Source organism: Rhizobium sp. CF080, assembly GCF_000282095.2.
GTDB lineage: Bacteria > Pseudomonadota > Alphaproteobacteria > Rhizobiales > Rhizobiaceae > Neorhizobium.
In genome coordinates this window covers 610,446-630,467 of the sequence record NZ_AKKC02000004.1, presented here as the reverse complement: position 1 = coordinate 630,467, position 20,022 = coordinate 610,446, and the positions used below count along the sequence as shown (strand labels likewise).

Genomic DNA, 20,022 nt, shown 5'->3' with positions numbered 1-20,022 from the left:
GGAGAAGGCCCGTTTATTTCGACCGACGCTTGAACGTATGCTCTTCAGCGGGAAACGCCCGGGAACGAACGTCGCCCGCATAGGCCGCGACCGCCACCCCGACCCTCTTGCCAAGCTCGTCGTAACGTTTGACGAAGCGGGGCGTGAAGTCGTTGAACAGACCGAGCATGTCGTCCGAGACGAGGATCTGCCCGTCACAGGCGACCGAGGCGCCAATCCCGATCGTCGGAACTGGAATAGCCGTCGTCACCTCGCGAGCGAAAGTCTCGACCGTGCCCTCGATAACGACTGCAAAGGCTCCTGAATTGCTAACGGCCTCGGCGTCACGCCGGATCTTCGCGACTTCTTCGTCGGAATGGCCGACGGATCGGTATCCGCCCGCCGTATGAACCTGCTGCGGCATCAGGCCAATGTGACCAAGAACCGGAATGCCGCGAGCGGTGAGGAAGGCGATGGTCTCGGCCATCTCTTCACCACCCTCGAGCTTGAGCGCATCGCAGCCGGTTTCCTGCAGGATGCGCACGGCATTGCGATAGGCCGATTCCTTGGATTCCTGATAACTTCCGAAGGGCATGTCGACGACCACGCAGGATTTGGCGACACCTCGCATCACCGCCTTTCCGTGCGCGATCATCATGTCGAGCGTCACCGCCACGGTGCTCTCCATGCCGTAAAGGACCATGCCGAGCGAATCTCCAACAAGCAGAAGATCGCAGTGTTCATCCAGCAGCCGCGCCATCGGCGTCGTGTAGGCGGTCAGGCATACGATCGGCGTTCCACCCTTCATCGCCCGGATACGAATGGGCGTCAGGCGCTTCGGGGAGCTCGCGGCACTCATCGCATCTCTCCTGTTCCAGATGGGCCTTTTTTCGCAATCACCCGGTTGTCGAGAAGCTTGGTCTTGCCGATCCGCACGAACAGTGCGACGATCACGGGATCCCCTATTTCCGTGATCGTCTGCAACGTCGAGGCGTCCCTGACGGCGACCACTTCCGGTTTTGCCAGAGGCTCGCGGCTGATGAAGCCGACGAGCTTTGCTTCCAGAACCTGCGGGTCAGTGAGGCCCTCAGCGACGAGGCGCTCCGCCTCCTCCAGGGCGCGAGGGACGACGACGGCGGCGCGTCTTTCTTCCTCGCTGAGATAGACGTTGCGGGAAGACAAGGCGAGACCATCCGCATCCCGGACCGTCGGCACGGAAACGACACGCACCGGCAGCGCGAGATCGTCTACCATGCGTTTGATGATGACGACTTGTTGGTAATCCTTCTCGCCAAAATAGGCATTCCTCGGTTGAACGATATTGAAGAGCTTGCTGACGACGGTCGCCACGCCCGCGAAATGCCCGGGTCGGACGGCGCCTTCGAGCTCGCATCCAAGCTCCGGCACATCAACCACGGTCTTCATGGGCTGCGGATACATATCCTCGACACCGGGCGCAAACAGGATATCGACACCTGCTTTCTCCAGCATCGCCTTGTCGCGTTCCAGATCACGCGGATATCGACCGAGATCCTCTGTCGGGCCGAACTGAAGCGGGTTCACGAAAATCGAGGCAACGACAATTTCGTTCTCGGCGCGGGCTCGCGAGACAAGTTCCATATGTCCGGCATGGAGATAACCCATCGTTGGAACGAAGCCGACCCTCCCGCCTTGTGCCCTTGCTCCGGCAAGGGCCGCGCGCAACGCCTCAATACTCGATAGGACCTGCATGTTGCCTCCCTGGCCAAGATCACCTTGGGGCGGATACAAAATGCAAGCGAGGCTGCGCGTCAATGCACGCCCTCCGATAAAACCGATTAGATGGATGAGGTTTTCTGGGGCCTCTTCCCTCACACCGGGCCAACGAGAGGACGGATCTCTTGAGCGCGATGGCACCTCCGTTGTTTTTAGTCGGAAGTCTGCAAAGTTCCTTTCTTCCGTCGGCGACGGTGCTAGAGTTTGGTCGGCGCGATCACGAAGTCGACCGGGGGATGGATGAAGGTTTTTATTGCAAAGGCCGCGGCAGCGACAATTGTCTTGTTTGCCCGCGCGGTCACGGCGGTTCGCGCCATATGGCCCGAGGAAGGGCTGCCATCCAGCCCCTGCATCTATTTCGCCAATCATTCCAGCCATGGCGACTTCGTTCTGGTCTGGGCGGTGCTGCCGCCAAGGCTGCGGCATCAGGCCCGTCCGGTTGCCGGCGCCGAATACTGGCTGAAATCGCGGCTCAATCGCTTCATCGGCAGTGACGTTTTCAACGCGGTTCTCATCGCAAGAGAGCGAGACAAGAGGACAGAGGATCCGATTGAGCAGATGGCAACGGCGATCGACGCCGGGTCATCCCTCATTCTTTTTCCGGAAGGCACGCGAAACCAGACCGATGCCCCGCTTCTTCCGTTCAAGAGTGGCATCTTTCATCTGGTCGCGGCGCGGCCCGATATCGATCTCGTTCCGGTCTGGATCAACAATCTCAATCGGGTCATGCCGAAGGGCGAGATCGTCCCGATACCGCTGATCTGCACCGTCACCTTCGGCAGCGCCCTGCGGTTCGCACCGGATGAAGCCAAGGAAGCGTTTCTTGAACGGATGCAGACCGCCCTTCTAGCTCTGTCCCCGAAGCCTGCAGGGAGTGGTGAATGAGTGCCGCGAGTTCCGATCTTCTGACGCTGGTAGCCGGTATCTTCGGCGTACTCGTTCTCGCCTCGGCCATCGGTTACGTGCTGCAGCAGCGCCTGTCGCCGACGGGCACGAACGCGTCGATCGAAAATCTCAATGCCCGGATCAAGGCCTGGTGGATCATGGTCATCCTCATCGGCATTGCTTTCGTGGCAGGCCGCATCGGCGTTCTCATCCTATTCGGTTTCTGCTCTTTTGCCGCGCTACGGGAATTTGTCACCCTCATCAATACCCGCAGGGCCGATCACTGGGCATTGGCCGCAGCCTTCTTCGTCGTGGTGCCGCTTCAGTACTACCTGCTCTGGGCGGAACAATACGGCATCTTCTCCATCTTCATTCCGGTCTATGCGTTCCTGCTGATGCCGATCATATCCGTGCTCAGGGGCGATACGGAGCGCTTCCTGATCCGCATTGCGGAGGTGCAATGGGCACTGATGATTTGCGTCTTCTGCGCCTCGCATGTCCCGGCGCTGCTGACCCTGAACATACCGGGCTACGAAGGCCGCAACGTGCTGCTCATCGCCTTCCTGGTGATCGTCGTCCAGTTGAGCGACGTGCTGCAATATGTATGGGGCAAACTGTTCGGACGCACCAAGATCGCTCCGAAACTGTCGCCATCGAAAACGGTCGAAGGCTTTGTCGGTGGCGTCATCAGCGCCACTCTGATCGGTGCAGCACTTTGGTGGATAACGCCGTTCACGCCAGTTCAGGCGGGACTGCTCGCCTTCGTCATTACGCTGATGGGCTTCTTCGGCGGCCTGGTGATGTCGGCGATCAAACGGGATCGCGGCATCAAGGACTGGGGCAATCTCATCGAAGGTCATGGCGGACTGATCGACCGGCTGGATTCCGTCGTTTTCTCGGCACCGATCTTCTTCCATATTGTGCGCTACTGGTGGTCGCTGTGATGCCGGATGCGCTGAAACGGCTTGCACGCAGCGGGACGGTGCATGTGCTGTTCGCGTTTCTCGCGATGGGTGGCTGGGCCGTCTTCGCCAATCGGGCCTACGACATGCCAAGGCCGCTTTATTCCGGTCTGGTGCAGGGCGTGATGTCCGCCGGCCTGACGCTTTTCCTGAAATCGGTGATCGACGGGCTTTCGAAGCGCTTTGATGGCCTGACACAGTTATGGGCGCCGCCGCTCATTGCCTGTCTCGGCTCGACGGCTGCTCTCGTCGCAATCCATGCGGCAAGCGGCACACCGGAAATCCTCAAGACAGTCGCGGTTCCGCTTCTGGTATCGACGAGCTACGCCACGATCTACAATTATTCGATCTCCGCAAGACGAGGTGCCGGGACATGACCGAGACAGGCGACAGGCGGCCCCTGGCAAGCCGCAACACGCGTTGGGCAGGGTTGATCGCGCGATGGATGGCGTCAAAAACCATCACCCCGAACCAGATATCCCAGGCCAGCATGGTCGCAGCCGCCCTGGCCGGCGGTGCCTTCTATCTGGCGGGACAGACGGTCGGTTGGGAGCGCGTTGCCTGCCTGCTTTTGGCCGTCCTTTTTTGCCAGGGCCGCCTGCTTTGCAATCTGTTCGACGGGATGGTCGCCGTCGAAGGCGGAAAGGGAGAGCCGGACGGCCCGTTCTGGAACGAGTTTCCGGATCGCATCGCCGACCTTCTGATCTTCGCAGGCGTCGGATATGGCATCGGCATGCCGGGCCTCGGCTGGGCCGCCGGCGCTTTCGCCGTCCTGACGGCCTATGTCCGGGAACTCGGCCGGGCCACAGGCAACCCGAGCGATTTCTCCGGCCCAATGGCCAAGCAGCATCGGATGGCAACGATCACCGCAGCAGGATTGGCATCCATCTTTGAACCGTTGTGGAGCGGTTATAACCAGATCCTGACGATCGGTCTGGGAATAACCGCGTTCGGTGCAGCCTTCACGGCGCTCCGCCGCTCTAGAACATTGATCACGCGCCTCAAGATGCCAGGAAGAGCGGGGCATTAGATCAGCCGGCGGTGAACCAACGACCCTTAACATGATCACGGCTGTTCGCTCTTCGAGTTCCCTAGGCTGCCGCATCGGCGCGGCTATCGGCCCACAGGGTTGTTCCGCCTAGGCTGGAACCGGCGCAGGGTCGTGCAGGCCGAGTTGGCAGGGTCGCGACAGATTGTGACCGGATATGCCCTCTGATCGGGAGAGAACGAGACCTAATATTGTCCGAACACGAGGCGCGCCCGGTACCCCACCAGTTGGACGCGGACATCGGTGCCAGCAATTCCGGAAGGCGGCTGCCGTGGACAAAATTATCTCAACAATTGATGACCTCGAAGACCGGGTTGGAAAGGCATCTGCCCTTGTCCATCTGAAGTCGATCGATCACCTCGACGCTGGCGCCCTGCACTGGCTGGCCTCGTCGTCACTGATGATGGCGAGCTTCGGTGGTGACGACGGCATTGGCGTCACCCTGGGCGGCGGCAAACCCGGCTGGATGAGCGCCGACAGCCGCCAACTCCACATCCCGACATCGACAGTCGACGATCCGCATATGGCGCGGCCTGGAAGCGGCTTCGGATCTTTCTTCGTGATACCGTCGACAAACGAACTTCTGCGCCTCAATGGGTGGGTCGTCGATAATGACGGCGATACGATCCGTGTCGCCATCGAGGAATGCTACCTTCATTGCGGCAAGGCCCTGATCCGCTCCGAGTTCTGGGCCATCGTTCCAGATACTGCGCCGCCAGCCGGAGCGGACCAGTTGATCTCCGCTGCCCGCTTTCTCGCTTTCGGGACGGTCGACGACCGAGGGAGAGCGGATCTCAGCCCGAAGGGCGACCCCTCAGGAGCGATGGTACAGGTCAGCGACGGCACTCTATGGTTCGCCGACAGGCCCGGCAACAAGCGGATCGACAGCTTCAGGAATATCGTCACCCAGCCGAAGGTCGCGGCGGTCGTCATCGTTCCTGGTTCCACGTATTTCGTTCGACTGACCGGACTCGCCCGCATTTTCGACGATCCGGACATTCGCGCCCGCTTCATGGTTCAGGGGAAAATCCCGGAATTGGTGACGGGCATCAACGATCTGAAGGTCGAGTTCGCCGAAAGCGAAGCGATAGCTCGTGCGTGCATCTGGTCCGCAACAGAAGCGCCGATGGGCATCGAACCGGCCAAAATAGCGATCGGCCATATCAAGCTGAACAAGAGCGTTGAAGCTCAGAAAGCCGCTGAGATTATGTCAGCACCTGGCCTGGTCGAGAAAAAGATGAAGCAGGATTACACCGACAATCTGTATTGAGTGCGGGTTCCAACTAATGACCGAAATTACCTTTGTCGAGCCGGATGGTACGAAACATAGGGTCCGAGCCGAAAACGGCACCAGCGTGATGCGTGCGGCAGTCGAGAATGACGTGCCCGGCGTCGTCGGAGAGTGTGGTGGATCCATGACCTGCGGTACCTGTCACGTCTATGTCGACGACGCCTGGCAAGGACGAACCGGCATTCGTAGCGAGGAAGAGGAATTCATGCTGGAATATGCAAGCGAGGTCCGACCGCAGAGCAGGCTATGCTGCCAGATCCTTGTCGATGAGACGTTAGAGGGGTTGGTCGTGCACGTGCCGGCGTCAGACGAGTAAGGTTGGACTATGTGATCATCCACGAAGATTGGCAGGTTCGCGGCACCTTTTGGCAGGTCGGAAAGAGCGACAGCATGAGGGGTGACATTAAGTGGAATGCTCACTGACCAGAATCCGTGCCACGAACCGAGCCGGTCTGGATTTTATCATCCCGGAGCTTTTCTCATGCTGTTCGACGATTCCCGTTTCCCTCTCGTGTTTCTGCGGACGCAAACGGAGTCTGCCATTTCCATCAACGAGCAGTTCGAGCAGCTCCTCGATAAACGAGAGAGGTTTGTGGTGATCACCGATCACTCTCCCGACGATCACGAAGATGAAACGCAGGAGGAACGGAAAGAGAAGGCTCTGTTCTTCAAGCGGATCAAACACCGCATGCGTGAATTCTGCTGCGGGATGGTCGTCATCGAAGGTCAGACTTCGGCAAGTGCCGTCTTACGTGTTGCCGCAACAGCGGCGGCAAAAGCATTCGGATTTGCTATACTGTTCGTGTCAGACGAAGAGCAAGCTGTCACAAAGGGCTTGGCTCTGCTGGAAAAGCACGCAGCTTGAAATGGTGCGACACTGGAGGTGACGTCGTGGGTGCTCTCGACTTCAATATCGTCGATGCGGTGGACAAGATTGCCCATCCTGTCTTCAGTCTCATCACCGAAACGACCTTCTTCGGCGAGATCGAGCCCCATCGTCACAACAAGGCGCAACTGATGTACGTCATCAGCGGCGTCCTGACAGTGAAGGCCGCCGGCGGCATATGGACGGTGCCGCCGCATTGCGCGTTATGGATACCCAGTGCGGTCGATCACGCCGGCAAAGTAGCGGGTCACGTCAAGATCGGCAGCCTTTACATCGATCCTGCCCTTGAGGCTCCATTGAGCAATGACTGCGGAATCCTTTTCGTGCAGCCCCTGCTTCGGGAGATCATTTTTCGTTTCGCAGCGCATTCCCATGATTCCGCCGAGGATCAAAACCGAAGAGCTCGCCTCTTGGAGGTACTTTTCGATGAACTGGCTGCCGCACCTCTCGAACCCATCCACCTGCCGATGCCGAATGATCGAAGGCTGTGCCGTCTGACAGCATCCATGATCCAGGACCCCGGACAACGGCTCACGATCGACGAATGGGGGGCGCGCGTCGGCGCAAGCAACCGTACTCTTAGCCGTCTGTTCCAGCGGGAAACGGGCATGTCGTTCCTACGGTGGCGACAGCAACTGCACGTCGGTCTGGCACTGCAGCGTCTCGCGACAGGCGAGATGGTGACGAACATTGCAGGCGATCTAGGCTATGAGAGCGTCAGTGCCTTCATCGCCATGTTCAGGCGCATGCTGGGAACGACGCCGGGGCGATATTTCGACAACGTGCCTCCAGTTGAGGTGGAGCGTGGCGATCATGGACACATTGCGCGACATAACGGTTCGGAAATTGCAGCGCCCGGACCGCGACAAGATTTGCCAAATGTTGTTCTGATGAAGAGAGTTCGGGCGTCGCGATAGACCATCGCCTTCCAAATCGGTCATGACGGCCTGGTGAGGGCCGACGGCCGCCAAGATGAGCCTCAGCCTGGACAAATTTGGAACCGGATCATTACGCTCACCTTGTTTTTCGTGATCCTCGGGCCGCTTCAAGCCATGTCTCTATGTTGAAAGATGGGCCTTGATCGCCATCGGCGTTTGCGGAAAACCTCCGAAATGCGTGCAGGTGACGGCCGCGGCGTCGCGCCCGGCTTCCAGGCATTCCTGATGCGGCTTCCCTTTGAGATGCGCCGCGATAAATCCGGCGATGAACGTATCGCCGGCGCCGGTCGTATCCGAGACCTCGACCGGCCTGATGCCAGTCTCCGCGACGACATTGCCGTCTGTCACAAGGCTTCCCTGCGCACCGCGAGTGACGACGGCAAGGGCCGCGCCTTCGGTGATGAGCTGCCTTGCAAGCTCGATCGCCGCGCCGGGCTCGGAGCCCGCGGAAGCGAACGCGATCGCCAGGCCCTCGGCGCCGGGATTGACGGTAATATCCTGCGAAACGCTCACGCCGGCGGCATGCAGCCTGCGCCTGAGGACCCCGCCATCATCGAACCAGCCGATATGAACGTGCCGCATGCGAAACAGGATCTGCACCTCTTCCTCGGTCGGACGGTATCCGCGGCAGACGCCGAACTCCTCGAATGCGAAGATGCGGTCGCCGCCCTGGTCAAACTCGATCTCGGTATAGGCAGTCACCCCATCACGCATCTGTATATGATCGACCACCAGCCCGTTTTCTCCGAAGCAATCGAGCATGCGGTTGCCGTCGGCATCGGGTCCCACCGCACCGAAATAGGCCGTCTTCAAGCCATGCTTGCGCAGATGCACGGCGACGTTCACCGCATTGCCGCCAATCGCCGAGAGGCCGACCGGCGGCATGAACCGGTCGATGCAATTGTCACCGACAGTCGCGACTTCGAATTCAGCCATAATGCTCTTCCAGTTGCAGAAACCGCCGCCGATACCGGCGGCGGCAATATGGGGCAATCGAGATCAGTAGGCGACCCGCTTGTAGTAGCGGCGGGTAACCAGCGGATGGTTACGCATGACTTCGAGATGGGCGCTGACGCGCTCCAGCACCGTCGCCAGCACGATCGGCGAGACCAGAGCCCTCGCCTCTTCGGAAAGTCCCGGCAGCGCGAAATCCCTGCTGTCCAGCACCGTCAGCTTGTCGGTGTAGTTCGGAGCGAAGTTTTCGACCCGCTCGGAAAGCGGGCGATGGACATCCTCTCCCTTGAAGAGCATGACGCTGACGCCTTTTTCCACGAGTTCCAATGTGCCGTGGAAGAAGTCCGAGGCATGGACGGGACGTGTGCGAATCCACTGCATCTCCTCCAGAATGCAGGTGGCGTAGTAAAGCGCCGCCGGCCATACATTCCCGCCACCCGCAAAGATGTGATAGTCGGCGGCGGCGATTTTTGCGGCAAAGGCCTCTGCCTTCGGCTCGAAGCTGCGCTTCACCTCCAGAAGCAGTTCTGGCATCGTCTGCAGCTCCCCGACGAGGGCATCGTAATCGGCGATTTCCTTGCGGAACTTCATGACGGAAAGCGCCACGAACAGCGATTGCATATAGAAAGACTCGCAGGACGTGTCGTCCTCGGCGAAGTTGACGAATACGTGGTCTCCGCCCTTGCCGAGCGGTGTTTCCTCATGACCGACGAACGCCAAAACCGTCGCGCCGATCTCCTTTAGCTTGGCGAGCATGGCGACGCTTTCCTTCGTCGTGCCGGAAAGCGACGGCATGACGACGATCGACTTGGACGTCAGGTTCTTCGAGCCGCTGATGACCAGCTCGGCCGGATAGTCGAGGAAGGTCGGAAAGCCAGAATTGCGCTGCAGGAGCTGGAAGGCGGGCTGCATGAGATAAGCGACACCGCCCGTGCCGAGGAAGAAGAGGTTCTCGGCACCGCCGTTCAGGGCGGACGCGATCACGGTGTCGATCCGCGGGGCGAGCGATGCGGCCCCCTTCTGGATTTTCAGGAATCGGGCTTCATCGAAGTTGAGCATGGGGCATCCCTTTTTCTGCTTGAAAGTAGGTGTTGATGTTTCCGGGGAGATCTTCCGTCAGGCGGCCAGTGCACCGGCCGCGCTTCGCAATCGGATGATCGCGGCCTCGACTGCCTCGCGGCGCGCCTTCGTCAGTCCGGCATCCTTTCCGCGCTTGGTCTCCAGGGTTTCGAGCATGCGGCGAACCTCGGAAGGAGCGGTTCCGCCGGGCGTCGTGCGGGCCTGCACGGATTTGACCGGATCGAGGCAATCCCGAACGAATTGGGCATCGATCGGCAATGCGCGGCCGAGCTCTTCCTCTGCCGAGGCATTGAGGATCTCCACCGTCATGCCGCTTGCGTCGAGGCCCATATTGAGCGCCCGTTGTACCGCGCCGCCGACGACATGATGCGCCTCCCGGAACGACAGGCCGTGCTGGCGCACCAGCCCGTCGGCGAGATCCGTCGCGGTCGAGAAATTCTCGTAGCAACGCTTCTTCAGCCGCTCGGCATCGGGGGTTACCGTCTCGAAGACCAGCCGCAGCAGCGCCATGCCGTCAATGAAAAGATCAAGCGATGGCCATGCCTCGGCGAGGCCTTCCCGGACAGAATCAAGGCCGATCGAATAGTTGCTGCCCTTGACGCTGGAAAGCGCGCCGGTCAGTGCGCCGATGCTGCGGCCGGCCGCGGCACGGAAATATTCGAGCGCCAGCATGTTCTTCTTCTGCGGCATGATGCTGGAGGTGCCGGCCACGCGGTCCGGAAACGTCAGCGCCGAGAATTCGTGGGTGCAGAAGACGTACATGTCCTGCGCCACGCGGCTGAGCACCGTCAGCGTGCTCGTAGCCGACCAGAGAAGCTCGGTGACGAAATCCCGGGAACCGACCGCCTCCAGGCAGGGCTCCACAATGCCATCGAAGCCGAGAAGATCGGCAGTACGGTGGCGGTCGATCGCAAAGGTGGTGCCTGCAAAGGCGGCCGCGCCGAGACTGCTTCTGTTGATGCGGTCGTAGACGGCAGCGATCTTGTCGTGTTCACGCGAAAGAGCCGCGACCACATTCGTCAGGAAGTAACCGAAGGTCATCGGCTGCGCCGGCTGAAGGTGGGTGTAGCCCGGCATGATGGTTTCGGCATGCCTGAGCGCCGTTGCCGCACAGGCGGCGCGCGCCTGGTCCAGGCTTTCCATCATTCGCAGGCACAGGTCCCGCGCATGCATGCGGTCGAGCGTCGCGCCGATATCGTTGCGGCTGCGGCCCGTATGGATGAAACCGGTATCTCTTGCCCCCGCGATTTTCGAAAGGCGGTTTTCGAAAGCGAAATAGCCGTCCTCGAACTGGGGATCGAGATCGATCGCCCCTGGCCCTTCCGCCCGGACGCGGACTATGGCCGCAGCCAGCGATTTCGCCACGGCCCGGTCCACAAGGCCCTTTTCGGCGAGCATGACGAGATGGGCCTCATTGAGCTGGCACATGGCTTCCAGCGCGACATCGTCGAATGTTGCCATGCCGGGTCGGTAGATGGCATTCGCGACTTCCTCGGCGGTCCGCTCCGAAAGGCGGGAACTGACGGCGTTCTTCATGGCTGTACCTCTGTATTATCCGAATTGCGTTACGCCGGTTGCGGCAGCCGGCGCCGATGATGGCGCGAACGCGCCGACGAGATCCGAAAAATCGCTGCAGGAGACCGCTGCCAGCAGAAGGCCAAACAGGCGCCTCGCCGGCATTTCGCCGAGAAATCCTGTCGTGCACGCGGTGAATTTACCGAGGAGCGCCTCGTCATCCAGCGGATTGCCAGCACTGCCCGGAACTGCCTCGCAAAATGCCTCGATGCGCCTGCCGTCCTTGAGGAAGAGCGTGACGCGGGAGGACACGGATATACCGCTCGGGCCCTTCGGCAGGTGGGCATCTGCCACCACTTCGACACGCTCCATCATGCGACGGACGGCGGGATCGGCAAGCGTCCTATAGCTAAACTCGGCAATCCCCGCACGGCCGAACACCGCAGCCACCGCGAGCGAAAATGGCAGGCTGAACTTTGCCTGGACGGGCGTTTCGGGCCAGTCATAGATCAGGATGCCGGAAACCGCCGGGTCGATGCTGCACACGATCCGTTCGATGTCGGCAGCGGCCAACCGATAGCGGGCAGCAAGATCAAGCACGCAGGAAATCGCACTGTGCGAGGCGGTGCAGCACGGATAGGCCTTGATGACCATGCCGCCGGCTGAGAAACCATAGGGCCTGCCGAAATCGCCGACGACGCTTTCCAGACGCGACAGGTCGCCGTCCTGAAGCGCGACATAACCTTTCGGGCCGAACAGGCTGCCCGGCGACGACTGCAATCCGGCCGCGGCGCATTCAGCCGCGAAGATGCCGTTGGAAACCGCCTGACCAACCTGCAGCGGCTTGGTATCGCTGCCGAAATTGCTGCGGATGCCGGCCGCGAAAGAGGCAGCCATACCGAGCCCATGGCGCATCGCCTCGGCGTCCAGACCGAGAAGACGCCCGGCCGCCGCGGCAGCGGCAAAAGTGCCGAGCGTTGCCGTCGCATGCCATCCCCGCCGGTAGTGGCCGGGGTTCACGAGGCTGCCGATGCGCATCGCCACCTCGGTGCCAATGAGGTAGGCCTGCAGAATGGAAGCGCCCGCAATGCCCTGCCGGCTGTCGCCAATGACGGCGGCGGCCGTCATCGCGGAGACGGTGACATGTGCCATCGCAAGCTCGGTCTCGTCGTCGTCGAAATCATGCCAATGCGCGGCAAAACCATTTACCAATCCGGCGTCGCGCAAAGGCACCCGCCGGTGGGTCCCCCATATCCTGGCCGACCTGACAGATCCGGCGGCATCCGGACAAAGCGCGGCAACGGCTCCGACCGAAGGCTCATCCGCGGCGGCGAGCGCCACGCCGACAAGATCTGCAAAATGCCGTGCCGCCCTCGCCATTTCCGCTTCGGAGAAGGCGGCGGCCGCTCCGCAAACCATGCCGGCCAGAACGCGTTCCTGATCCATCAAATGCTGTTCCATCGGTCAGTCTTTCAGGCGTTGGTCAGGTCGATCGGTTTTGCCGCGATCACCGTGACATCGGACTTGCGGGTCGCGTGGGGCTGCCTGGCATAGGGCCTTGCGAAATGGCTCTCCAACACCCGTCCCGCTCGCGAGATAAGCCAGCACAGCACGAAATAGATGACGAGGATGAAACCGTAGACGACAAATGCCGGGCTGCCGCCGCGGGAGATCGTCGTCTGTTCGATCAGCACCTGGGCAGAACGCAGCAGTTCGTGCACACCGACCACGGCGCCGAGCGAGGTCGCCTGGACGAGCGACGTCAAGAGGCTGACATAGGGCGGTAGGATGACGGGCATGGCCTGCGGCAGGATGACGAAAACGAGGCCCTTCCAGGAACGCAGGCCGAAGGCAGCGGCGGTTTCCCGCTGGGCCGACGGCACGGACATCAGGCCTGCGCGGATGATCTGGGCGCCGTTGGCACCGCCCCAGAGCGAAATGGAAAGCGATGTCGACCAGAAGGGATCGAGCGACAGTCCGATATTCGGCAGCACGAAATAGGTCAGCAGCACCGCCACCATCAGCGGAATATCACGCAACACTTCAACGACAAGATAGAACGGGCGGCTGACGACCTTCGATTGCTGTGTCAATCCGAAGGAAAGAAAGATGGCGACCAAGCTGCCACCGAACGCGACGACCAGGGAAAGAAGCAGCGTCTGATAGAGGCCTTCCAGCAGAAAGGTTTTGTATTCAAGGAGCAGCATGGCCTATCTCCCGGCGAAAGGACGGTTGAGGCGGTGTTCGAGCCAATGGCCGAGCCCGGAGAGAATGAACACGCAAAACAGGTAAATGACGCAAATCGAGGCGAACATCTCGACCGTACGGAATTCGTAGGCGATGCGGTCGACTGCGACGAAGGTCAGTTCGACAAGGCCGATCGCCTGGAGATAGGAGGAATTCTTGACCGTCGCGACGATGGTGTTCATCGCCGACGGCAGGGCAGCCCGAAGGGCGAGCGGCAACACGATGAACCATGCGTGCTGCCAGCGCTTGAGGCTGAGAGAGGCCGAGGCATCCCGGATACCCTGCCCAACCGCGGCAAGCCCGGCACGGAAGCTTTCGATATGGAAGGCGCTCGCCCAGATGGTGAGCGCGAGAGCGCCGGACCAGAAGATCGACAGCTTGAGCCCGATACTCGGCAGACCGTAGAAGATGAAGAAGATCTGCACCAGATACGGCGTGCCACGGATGAATTCGACATAGCCGGTCACCAGCATTTCCAAGGGCCGGATACCGCTCGTGCGCAGCGCAGCACCGATCACGCCCAATAGAAGGGACAGGCAGATCGCCACGCCGCTGATGAGCAGTGTCATGCCCAGCCCGTTCATGAGGTCGGGCAACGCCTTGTAGATGTAAACCCAGTCCATGTCTCAAACGCCTATCGACAATCGATGGAGGAGGGCCACCGGCGGTTTCAGCCGCCAGTGGCGTGGAAGCGGTTCTACTTGAGTGCCGGAGGCTCCGTCGTGAAACCCTTCAGCATGGCTTGACGAACCAGATCGTTGTCGATGAATTTCTTGGCGGCCGCGTCATAGAATTTGTCGGCCTTCAGCCTGGCGAGGGCCGCGTTGACGAAGGCCTTCAGTTCTGGCTCGTTCTTGCGAAGACCGATGCCATTGACCCCGAGATCCAACCCTTCGTCAATGACGCGAAGGGCTGGATAGTTGCTGGCGAGCGTCCAGATCAGGCCGCCGTCGCCGACGAAGCCGTCACCGCGCTCCTGCTGCAATGCCTGCACGCCGTCCGCCGTCGTGTTGAGCTGCAGCATCTTGACGTCGGGGATATTGGTCTGGAGCCACTTGATCTGAGAGCCACCCTTGACGATCAGGATGGTTTTGCCCGCGAAATCCGAGAGCTTATGCACCGGGCTGTCTTTCGGCACGATGACATTGCTGGTGCCCCAGAAATAGATGGCGGAAAAGTCGATGACCTCTTCGCGGGCCGGGAACTTGCCGAGGGTAGCAAGGATGAGATCGATCTTGCCACCATTGAGCGACGGGATACGCGCCTCACTGGTGACGCAGGTCAGTTCCGCCTTGTCCGGCGAACCGAAGGCATAGGTTGCGATCTGCTTGGCCATTTCCACTTCGATGCCCATCGGCTTGCCGTCAGAGCCGGTCGAGCCGAATGGCGGAGAGTCGCATTTCACGCCGAAGCGCAGAACGCCTGCGCTCTTGATCGCTGCCGGGAGCGGAGGAAGCTCCTGCGCCTGGGCCGGGACCTGAAGGAAAACGGCAGCGGCACAAGCCGCCGACGCAAGGACCCGCTGAATAGTCCGATATGGTATTTTCATTCACTTGTTCCCTTTGGCTGGTGTTCGTTTCACGATGCGAACGTTGACCGTCCGACATTCTCGTTGCGCACGCCGTAACGGCGCGCGAAAATGCTCCTCAATGCAGGATCTGGCTGAGGAAATTGCGGGTACGCTCTTCCTTCGGATTGCCGAAAAACTCGTTCGGAGAAGCGGATTCGACAATGCGGCCGCGATCCATGAACACGACGCGATCGGCGACCTGCCGTGCAAAGCCCATCTCATGGGTGACGCAGACCATGGTCATGCCGTCGCGGGCGAGTTCGACCATGGTGTCCAGGACCTCCCGGACGAGCTCCGGATCGAGCGCGGATGTCGGCTCGTCGAACAGCATGATGTCAGGGTTCATGCACAGGGAACGTGCGATCGCGGCACGCTGCTGCTGGCCGCCTGAGAGCTGCGAAGGATATTTGCCTGCCTGATCGGGGATGCGCACGCGTTCCAGATAACCCATCGCCCGCTCTTCCGCTTCCTTGCGCGACACGCCCTTGACCCAGCGGGGCGCCAATACGCAATTTTCGAGGATGGTCAGGTGCGGATAGAGATTGAAGCTCTGGAAAACCATGCCGACATCCTGACGGATCTGGTCGATGACGCGGACATTGTCGGTCAACACGATACCGTTAACGCGGATCTCGCCCTGCTGATGAACCTCCAGACGATTGATGCACCGGATCATCGTCGACTTTCCCGATCCTGAAGGACCGCAGACGACAATCTTCTCGCCGCGGCGAACACTGAAGTCGATGGAGTCGAGAACCTGAAAATGACCGTACCATTTGCTCACTCCGATCATTTCGACACTCAGAGGAGCTTCAACGGTCGAAGACTGGGCAATGTAGGGCGCGGTCATCATCATATTTCGGTTCCCTCCTGCGCGCCTCGGGATGGCACGCTCTCCAGACGAAAGACGTCAGACGACTAACAACAATAAAAATGAAATACTGTCAAGCGGGCTGTACGGACGGTAGGCGAAAACCGAGAGCTTGGAACGGAATCCGTGCGGCGCCGCTATCCGCTCAGCAGGACGCGGGATGCCGTTCACCTCCTGGCAAAGCTGAACGTAAAATACTTACCGTGGTGATAGTCCTTGGCAAAAAGAATGGGCGTGCCCTCAGCTGTGAAGCACGTTTCCGTCACCAGCAACACGGGTCCGAAGTCTGCAAGTTTCCAATGCTTCACGGCATCGGCAGGCAGCAGTGTTGCAGACACATTTGCGGTTGACGCGACGGGCGCCACGCCCCTGCGGCGGAGGATCTGAACCAGCGATCCGGACCAGTCGATCGTGCTGATCGCATTGCCTGCTGTTTCGGCCTTGATGAAATCGATCGAATAGAGGATCGGACGGGTTCCTTCGCTGCGGAGACGTTCGATCCGCAGGACAGGCGTTCCACTCAGGCATTGCAAGCCGGACGCGATTTCATCATCCGCAGCCATTTCCGTCAGCTTCAAAAGCTGCGTCGTCGTGGAGTAACCATAGCCCTCCACCATGTCGGTTACGCTTTCGAAGGTCGTAATCGGGCGTTCAATGTGGAGCGCTGCCCCCGCCATGACAAAGCGCCCGCGGCCGTGTTCCGTGCGGATGATGCCGTCCTGTTCGAGGATTTTCAGCGCCTCGCGAAGTGTTGGCCGGGCCACCCCGAAATCCTCGACAAGGCGCTCCTCGCTGGGAAGCCTGTCACCCAAACCGAGCTCTTTTGTTTTAATAAGGTCCAATATGCCATCACATATACGGGCGACGACGGTTCGTTCCCGGCCTACCAATTTAGTCATGTCAACTCCACGCATTCGGCCGTCTCCACAGCTAGTAGAAACGGAACAATTGGGCTACCTCCTCCGAGGAAGAGGTTCTTGTCAAAGCCAAAGCAAGCAGCAACCGCGCCTTCTGTGGATTGAGATTGTCGACGGGGATGAACCCGCTGTCCCGGGCGCGGGCACTCTCGAACGTCCGGCCGCTGCCTCCGCGGGAAGCCTGCACCACGACAAGACCATTTTCCCGCACCGCCTTGCTCAGGACAGCCGCATCGGCATCTCCGGTGTAGCCGGGCGCGAAGCCGGCAGAGACCACACCCCTCGCGCCAGCCTCGACGAAAGCCTGGGCGGCCGCACCGTCCGACCCGGTATAGCAATAGAGAATGTCCACTCGTGGAAGTTCCTCCAGGTTCGAAATATCGAACCGGTCAGCCGGCGCCCGTCCGCGCAGCGCCTTGCGATAGATCGTGACGGCATCGCCGTCGACAAACCCGAGCGGACCCGTATCGGGCGACCGGAACGTATCCAGCCGCAGCGTGGAAGTCTTGGTAACGTCCCGCGCAGCATGCAACTCGTCGTTCATCAGAACCAGCACGCCCATATCCCGGCACGCCGGATCGACCGCCGCGCGCACGGCGTTTGCAAGATTGAGGCCGGCATCGCTGGAAAGCGCGCTCGGCGGCCTTTGTGCCCCCGTGATGATGACGGGTTTCGCCGTCTCGACAGTCAAAGACAGGAAATAGGCCGTTTCCTCCAGCGACCCGGTTCCGTGCAGTATGACGAAACCGTCCAGATCCGGATTACCTCTTTCCGTATCCCGTATCAGCCGCAGCAGGTCCCGCCATTCCGGATAATAGATGTTGAAGCTCGGAACCGCCTTGAACGGGATCGGAAGAATGTCCGCCAGTTCGTTCAATACGGGGAACATCGCGACCACGGCATCGCAGTCGAGCAAGCCGCTGGCGCCATAGTTCAGGATCTCCAGCGGATGGTTGGCAAGGGAACTGATTGTTCCTCCTGTGCCGATAATTGCGATCTTGGGCTTGCGCATGCGGCCTCGTGGCACCGGAATAAATGACAATAGACGTCTGACGTCTTCTAAAAGGTTTGTCGACGCCAAACAAGTGGAATTGGTAACGCTGGGCCGCTCTTTGAACCTCCTTCAGGCAATTGCCGCGCGAAGGACCACGCATACCAGAGGCTGCTGGTTTCAGTTTCACAAAACGAAATCTCCTTTGGATGTCAGCGTATTTTTGTATTATGGATACATATAAATCATTTTTCTATGCCGTAAGGGATTGATCCACCGTGAACACAAAGGGCGCAACACCGGAACAGGACGGATTGGATACAGGTGGGCTTAGTTCCTTGCAGATCGAAGTTGCCCGCAAGCTTATGCCTATCATCAGCACCGGACGTTGGGCGGTGGGCGAAAAGATCTCCGATGCCGCGCTGGCCCGTGAGTTCGGCATTTCCCGTACGCCCGTCCGACAGGTCCTGCAATTTCTGGCGGAAAGGGGCACAGTCGCCCAAACCGACAATCGCGGCTTCACGCTGGTCCGGCCACCGGCGGCGGGCGAGAACGTGGACGAGTTCGTGCCGCCCTCCGAGGTGGACACGCTCTACCGGCAGATCATGCATGCTCGGGCCAACGGACTGATCGGTAGCGAAGCTTCCGAAACCGAGATCCTGGAACATTTCGGCACCTCGCGCGGCATCGTGCGCCGCACGCTCATGCGGCTTTCCGCGGAGGGACTGGCAGAACGACGTGACGGCCATGGCTGGCGTTTTGCAGAATGCCTCGACAACCGCCAGGCGGTGAACGAAAGCTATGCCTTCCGCGCCATCATCGAATGCGGCGCTGTTATGGAGGACACGTTCCGCGCCGATCCCGAGGCACTCGAAGCTCTGGAACGCGAACAGACGGCGCTTCTCAATGCGCCCCTCGTTTCGATCGAGGGATCGGCGTGGTTCGAAGCCAATGCCCGCTTTCATGAAACCGTCGTTTCCTGGTCGAACAACCGTTTCCTTATACAGTCCATCCGGAGGCAGAACAGCTTGCGACGCATGACCGAATATGCCGAATTCGCGGAATTGAGCGAGGCCGGTGTGCGAAAAGCCGCACGCGACCATCTGGCCATTCTGGAGGCGATAAACGCCGACGACCGCAAATTGGCCTCCGCCATCCTGTTCCGGCATCTCAGTCGCTCGCCTGCCGGCGCGGCGGTCACGCCCAGCCGGATCGAGGATTGAAGGCCGGAATGGCATCCCGCATCCTCTGCCGCAACCTCTGCATCGAACGGGCGAACCAGCGGCCGGCCTCAGTCCTTGCCGGCGAGAATGCCGGAAAAGAAGGCCTTCACTGGTCCCTGAATGCCAGTCCCGTCATGGCTGACGCCCGGCACGGTGTCGAAACGCGGCTCGATGCCGATGGCCTTCAACCGCTTTTCCAGCGTGTGCAAGCGCTCCACACGCGTATCGCCGCTGTCGTTGATGCCATTCATCCAGAAGGGTGACTTCGGCCCCACCGTCACGTCCCAGGTTTCGATATCCGCGTCACCGACGACCAGTTGAACCGCCACGCGGCGCATGGCCTCCACGTCGAACCGCTGACCGAATATCTCTTCCATGCCTTTGATGCCGACCCACCAGGAGGCGCTGTCGTCGGGCAAGGTGACGGTCCCGGGCGCCCCTATCGAAACGGCGCGAAGCCTGCCTGGATGAAGATAGAGGAAACGGTGGGCGAACTGCGCCCCGCCTGAGAAGCCGTGCATCAGCACCCTGTCCCTGCGCACGCGGTAGCGGGCGGCCAGTTCCTCGATCATGTCGAGCAGAACGAGGTCATAGCGGATGCCATGATAGATCATGTGTTTGTAGTTATGCAGGTCTTCCGGGTCGTGGATACCGGCCGGAAAGAGCGGCGCCAATAGCACACACTGCTGTTCCTCCGCGAAGTCGATGAATTCGTCGCGCAGGATATCGGCATCGCGAAGGCTCCCGTGAACCAGCACGGCAAGCGGGTGCACAGTTTCCCCGGCGGGGTCGTAGCCACTGGGCATGTAGCAGCACCAGGAGAAGCGCTGGTCCATCCGCGAGGCGAAGAACGGCGTGCGACCGCGGCGGTAGAAATTCAGCGGTGCGGTCTGTTCCCGTGCAGACATGG

At 60.3% G+C, this 20,022-nt stretch carries 22 protein-coding genes; 9 read left to right on the top strand and 13 right to left on the bottom strand.

What is annotated here, in order from left to right:
* Positions 1-13 precede the first annotated feature (13 nt).
* Both panB and panC read right to left on the bottom strand, forming a co-directional pair.
* Positions 14-838, bottom strand: a complete 825-nt coding sequence (panB, locus tag PMI07_RS09995) for a 3-methyl-2-oxobutanoate hydroxymethyltransferase (protein ID WP_007753159.1) — start codon at positions 836-838, stop codon at positions 14-16.
* Positions 835-1,710: a pantoate--beta-alanine ligase gene (gene panC, locus PMI07_RS09990; RefSeq protein ID WP_007753156.1), complete on the bottom strand. Its 876-nt coding sequence runs from the start codon at positions 1,708-1,710 to the stop codon at positions 835-837. The genes panB and panC overlap by 4 nt, the downstream gene beginning before the upstream one ends.
* Positions 1,711-1,974: 264 nt before the next feature.
* Between panC and PMI07_RS09985 the strand changes: the two genes are divergently transcribed.
* The 8 genes from PMI07_RS09985 (at position 1,975) to PMI07_RS09950 (ending at position 7,723) form a co-directional block, all read left to right on the top strand.
* Positions 1,975-2,619, top strand: coding sequence for a lysophospholipid acyltransferase family protein (locus PMI07_RS09985; RefSeq protein WP_007753154.1), 645 nt, complete (start codon positions 1,975-1,977; stop codon positions 2,617-2,619).
* Positions 2,616-3,563, top strand: a complete 948-nt coding sequence (locus tag PMI07_RS09980; RefSeq protein WP_007753151.1) for a phosphatidate cytidylyltransferase — start codon at positions 2,616-2,618, stop codon at positions 3,561-3,563. The genes PMI07_RS09985 and PMI07_RS09980 overlap by 4 nt, the downstream gene beginning before the upstream one ends.
* Positions 3,563-3,958 carry a hypothetical protein gene (locus PMI07_RS09975; RefSeq protein WP_007753135.1) on the top strand — a complete coding sequence of 132 codons (396 nt, stop codon included), beginning with the start codon at positions 3,563-3,565 and terminating at the stop codon, positions 3,956-3,958. The genes PMI07_RS09980 and PMI07_RS09975 overlap by 1 nt, the downstream gene beginning before the upstream one ends.
* Positions 3,955-4,611 carry a CDP-alcohol phosphatidyltransferase family protein gene (locus PMI07_RS09970; protein WP_007753133.1) on the top strand — a complete coding sequence of 219 codons (657 nt, stop codon included), beginning with the start codon at positions 3,955-3,957 and terminating at the stop codon, positions 4,609-4,611. The genes PMI07_RS09975 and PMI07_RS09970 overlap by 4 nt, the downstream gene beginning before the upstream one ends.
* A gap of 175 nt (positions 4,612-4,786) precedes the next feature.
* A complete protein-coding gene (locus tag PMI07_RS09965) occupies positions 4,787-5,899 on the top strand; it encodes a pyridoxamine 5'-phosphate oxidase family protein (protein ID WP_155956428.1) in 1,113 nt (370 codons plus the stop codon).
* Between the two features lie 16 nt (positions 5,900-5,915).
* A complete protein-coding gene (locus tag PMI07_RS09960; RefSeq protein ID WP_007753110.1) occupies positions 5,916-6,236 on the top strand; it encodes a 2Fe-2S iron-sulfur cluster-binding protein in 321 nt (106 codons plus the stop codon).
* Between the two features lie 165 nt (positions 6,237-6,401).
* Complete coding sequence (locus PMI07_RS09955; RefSeq protein WP_007753107.1) at positions 6,402-6,785, top strand: hypothetical protein; 384 nt, start codon at positions 6,402-6,404, stop codon at positions 6,783-6,785.
* A gap of 26 nt (positions 6,786-6,811) precedes the next feature.
* On the top strand, positions 6,812-7,723 hold the full coding sequence (locus tag PMI07_RS09950) for a helix-turn-helix transcriptional regulator (RefSeq protein ID WP_007753104.1): 912 nt from the start codon (positions 6,812-6,814) through the stop codon (positions 7,721-7,723).
* Positions 7,724-7,864: 141 nt separating this feature from the next.
* Here PMI07_RS09950 and PMI07_RS09945 read toward each other — a convergent pair whose 3' ends face one another.
* From PMI07_RS09945 to PMI07_RS09900, 10 genes are all read right to left on the bottom strand, one after another.
* Positions 7,865-8,680, bottom strand: coding sequence for a PfkB family carbohydrate kinase (locus tag PMI07_RS09945; RefSeq protein WP_024163705.1), 816 nt, complete (start codon positions 8,678-8,680; stop codon positions 7,865-7,867).
* A 63-nt stretch (positions 8,681-8,743) separates the two neighbouring features.
* Entirely contained in the window at positions 8,744-9,757 is a 1,014-nt protein-coding gene (locus PMI07_RS09940; protein ID WP_007768526.1) for an SIS domain-containing protein, read from the bottom strand.
* Between the two features lie 57 nt (positions 9,758-9,814).
* Positions 9,815-11,314: an argininosuccinate lyase gene (gene argH, locus PMI07_RS09935; protein ID WP_007768524.1), complete on the bottom strand. Its 1,500-nt coding sequence runs from the start codon at positions 11,312-11,314 to the stop codon at positions 9,815-9,817.
* Positions 11,315-11,329: 15 nt separating this feature from the next.
* Positions 11,330-12,739, bottom strand: coding sequence for an MmgE/PrpD family protein (locus PMI07_RS09930; RefSeq protein WP_024163704.1), 1,410 nt, complete (start codon positions 12,737-12,739; stop codon positions 11,330-11,332).
* Between the two features lie 26 nt (positions 12,740-12,765).
* Positions 12,766-13,500, bottom strand: a complete 735-nt coding sequence (locus tag PMI07_RS09925; protein WP_007769825.1) for an amino acid ABC transporter permease — start codon at positions 13,498-13,500, stop codon at positions 12,766-12,768.
* Positions 13,501-13,503: 3 nt separating this feature from the next.
* Positions 13,504-14,163 (bottom strand): amino acid ABC transporter permease, encoded by a 660-nt coding sequence (locus PMI07_RS09920; RefSeq protein WP_007769823.1) that lies wholly within the window; start codon positions 14,161-14,163, stop codon positions 13,504-13,506.
* A gap of 74 nt (positions 14,164-14,237) precedes the next feature.
* Positions 14,238-15,089 (bottom strand): transporter substrate-binding domain-containing protein, encoded by an 852-nt coding sequence (locus PMI07_RS09915; protein ID WP_007766958.1) that lies wholly within the window; start codon positions 15,087-15,089, stop codon positions 14,238-14,240.
* A gap of 97 nt (positions 15,090-15,186) precedes the next feature.
* Positions 15,187-15,960 (bottom strand): amino acid ABC transporter ATP-binding protein, encoded by a 774-nt coding sequence (locus tag PMI07_RS09910; protein ID WP_155956485.1) that lies wholly within the window; start codon positions 15,958-15,960, stop codon positions 15,187-15,189.
* A 188-nt stretch (positions 15,961-16,148) separates the two neighbouring features.
* Positions 16,149-16,880, bottom strand: a complete 732-nt coding sequence (locus tag PMI07_RS09905; RefSeq protein WP_007766954.1) for a GntR family transcriptional regulator — start codon at positions 16,878-16,880, stop codon at positions 16,149-16,151.
* 31 nt (positions 16,881-16,911) lie between these two features.
* A complete protein-coding gene (locus tag PMI07_RS09900) occupies positions 16,912-17,910 on the bottom strand; it encodes an asparaginase (protein ID WP_007766952.1) in 999 nt (332 codons plus the stop codon).
* 317 nt (positions 17,911-18,227) lie between these two features.
* Here PMI07_RS09900 and PMI07_RS09895 point away from each other — a divergent pair, with 317 nt between their 5' ends.
* A complete protein-coding gene (locus tag PMI07_RS09895) occupies positions 18,228-19,112 on the top strand; it encodes a GntR family transcriptional regulator (protein ID WP_245277119.1) in 885 nt (294 codons plus the stop codon).
* A 68-nt stretch (positions 19,113-19,180) separates the two neighbouring features.
* On the opposite strand, the gene PMI07_RS09890 is transcribed toward PMI07_RS09895, so the two are convergent.
* Positions 19,181-20,020: a hypothetical protein gene (locus PMI07_RS09890; protein WP_007766926.1), complete on the bottom strand. Its 840-nt coding sequence runs from the start codon at positions 20,018-20,020 to the stop codon at positions 19,181-19,183.
* Positions 20,021-20,022: the final 2 nt, after the last annotated feature.

What these genes read in the sequence shown, in the direction of transcription:
- PMI07_RS09985 (WP_007753154.1), top strand. Translation starts at nt 1,975, where the DNA reads ATGAAGGTTTTTATTGCAAAGGCCGCGGCAGCGACAATTGTCTTGTTT.
- panB (WP_007753159.1), bottom strand. Translation starts at nt 838, where the DNA reads ATGAGTGCCGCGAGCTCCCCGAAGCGCCTGACGCCCATTCGTATCCGG.
- PMI07_RS09965 (WP_155956428.1), top strand. Translation starts at nt 4,787, where the DNA reads ATGCCCTCTGATCGGGAGAGAACGAGACCTAATATTGTCCGAACACGA.
- PMI07_RS09915 (WP_007766958.1), bottom strand. Translation starts at nt 15,089, where the DNA reads ATGAAAATACCATATCGGACTATTCAGCGGGTCCTTGCGTCGGCGGCT.
- PMI07_RS09980 (WP_007753151.1), top strand. Translation starts at nt 2,616, where the DNA reads ATGAGTGCCGCGAGTTCCGATCTTCTGACGCTGGTAGCCGGTATCTTC.
- PMI07_RS09960 (WP_007753110.1), top strand. Translation starts at nt 5,916, where the DNA reads ATGACCGAAATTACCTTTGTCGAGCCGGATGGTACGAAACATAGGGTC.
- PMI07_RS09940 (WP_007768526.1), bottom strand. Translation starts at nt 9,757, where the DNA reads ATGCTCAACTTCGATGAAGCCCGATTCCTGAAAATCCAGAAGGGGGCC.
- PMI07_RS09930 (WP_024163704.1), bottom strand. Translation starts at nt 12,739, where the DNA reads ATGGATCAGGAACGCGTTCTGGCCGGCATGGTTTGCGGAGCGGCCGCC.
- argH (WP_007768524.1), bottom strand. Translation starts at nt 11,314, where the DNA reads ATGAAGAACGCCGTCAGTTCCCGCCTTTCGGAGCGGACCGCCGAGGAA.
- PMI07_RS09955 (WP_007753107.1), top strand. Translation starts at nt 6,402, where the DNA reads ATGCTGTTCGACGATTCCCGTTTCCCTCTCGTGTTTCTGCGGACGCAA.
- PMI07_RS09970 (WP_007753133.1), top strand. Translation starts at nt 3,955, where the DNA reads ATGACCGAGACAGGCGACAGGCGGCCCCTGGCAAGCCGCAACACGCGT.
- PMI07_RS09900 (WP_007766952.1), bottom strand. Translation starts at nt 17,910, where the DNA reads ATGCGCAAGCCCAAGATCGCAATTATCGGCACAGGAGGAACAATCAGT.
- PMI07_RS09920 (WP_007769823.1), bottom strand. Translation starts at nt 14,163, where the DNA reads ATGGACTGGGTTTACATCTACAAGGCGTTGCCCGACCTCATGAACGGG.
- panC (WP_007753156.1), bottom strand. Translation starts at nt 1,710, where the DNA reads ATGCAGGTCCTATCGAGTATTGAGGCGTTGCGCGCGGCCCTTGCCGGA.
- PMI07_RS09910 (WP_155956485.1), bottom strand. Translation starts at nt 15,960, where the DNA reads ATGACCGCGCCCTACATTGCCCAGTCTTCGACCGTTGAAGCTCCTCTG.
- PMI07_RS09975 (WP_007753135.1), top strand. Translation starts at nt 3,563, where the DNA reads ATGCCGGATGCGCTGAAACGGCTTGCACGCAGCGGGACGGTGCATGTG.
- PMI07_RS09945 (WP_024163705.1), bottom strand. Translation starts at nt 8,680, where the DNA reads ATGGCTGAATTCGAAGTCGCGACTGTCGGTGACAATTGCATCGACCGG.
- PMI07_RS09905 (WP_007766954.1), bottom strand. Translation starts at nt 16,880, where the DNA reads ATGACTAAATTGGTAGGCCGGGAACGAACCGTCGTCGCCCGTATATGT.
- PMI07_RS09890 (WP_007766926.1), bottom strand. Translation starts at nt 20,020, where the DNA reads ATGTCTGCACGGGAACAGACCGCACCGCTGAATTTCTACCGCCGCGGT.
- PMI07_RS09925 (WP_007769825.1), bottom strand. Translation starts at nt 13,500, where the DNA reads ATGCTGCTCCTTGAATACAAAACCTTTCTGCTGGAAGGCCTCTATCAG.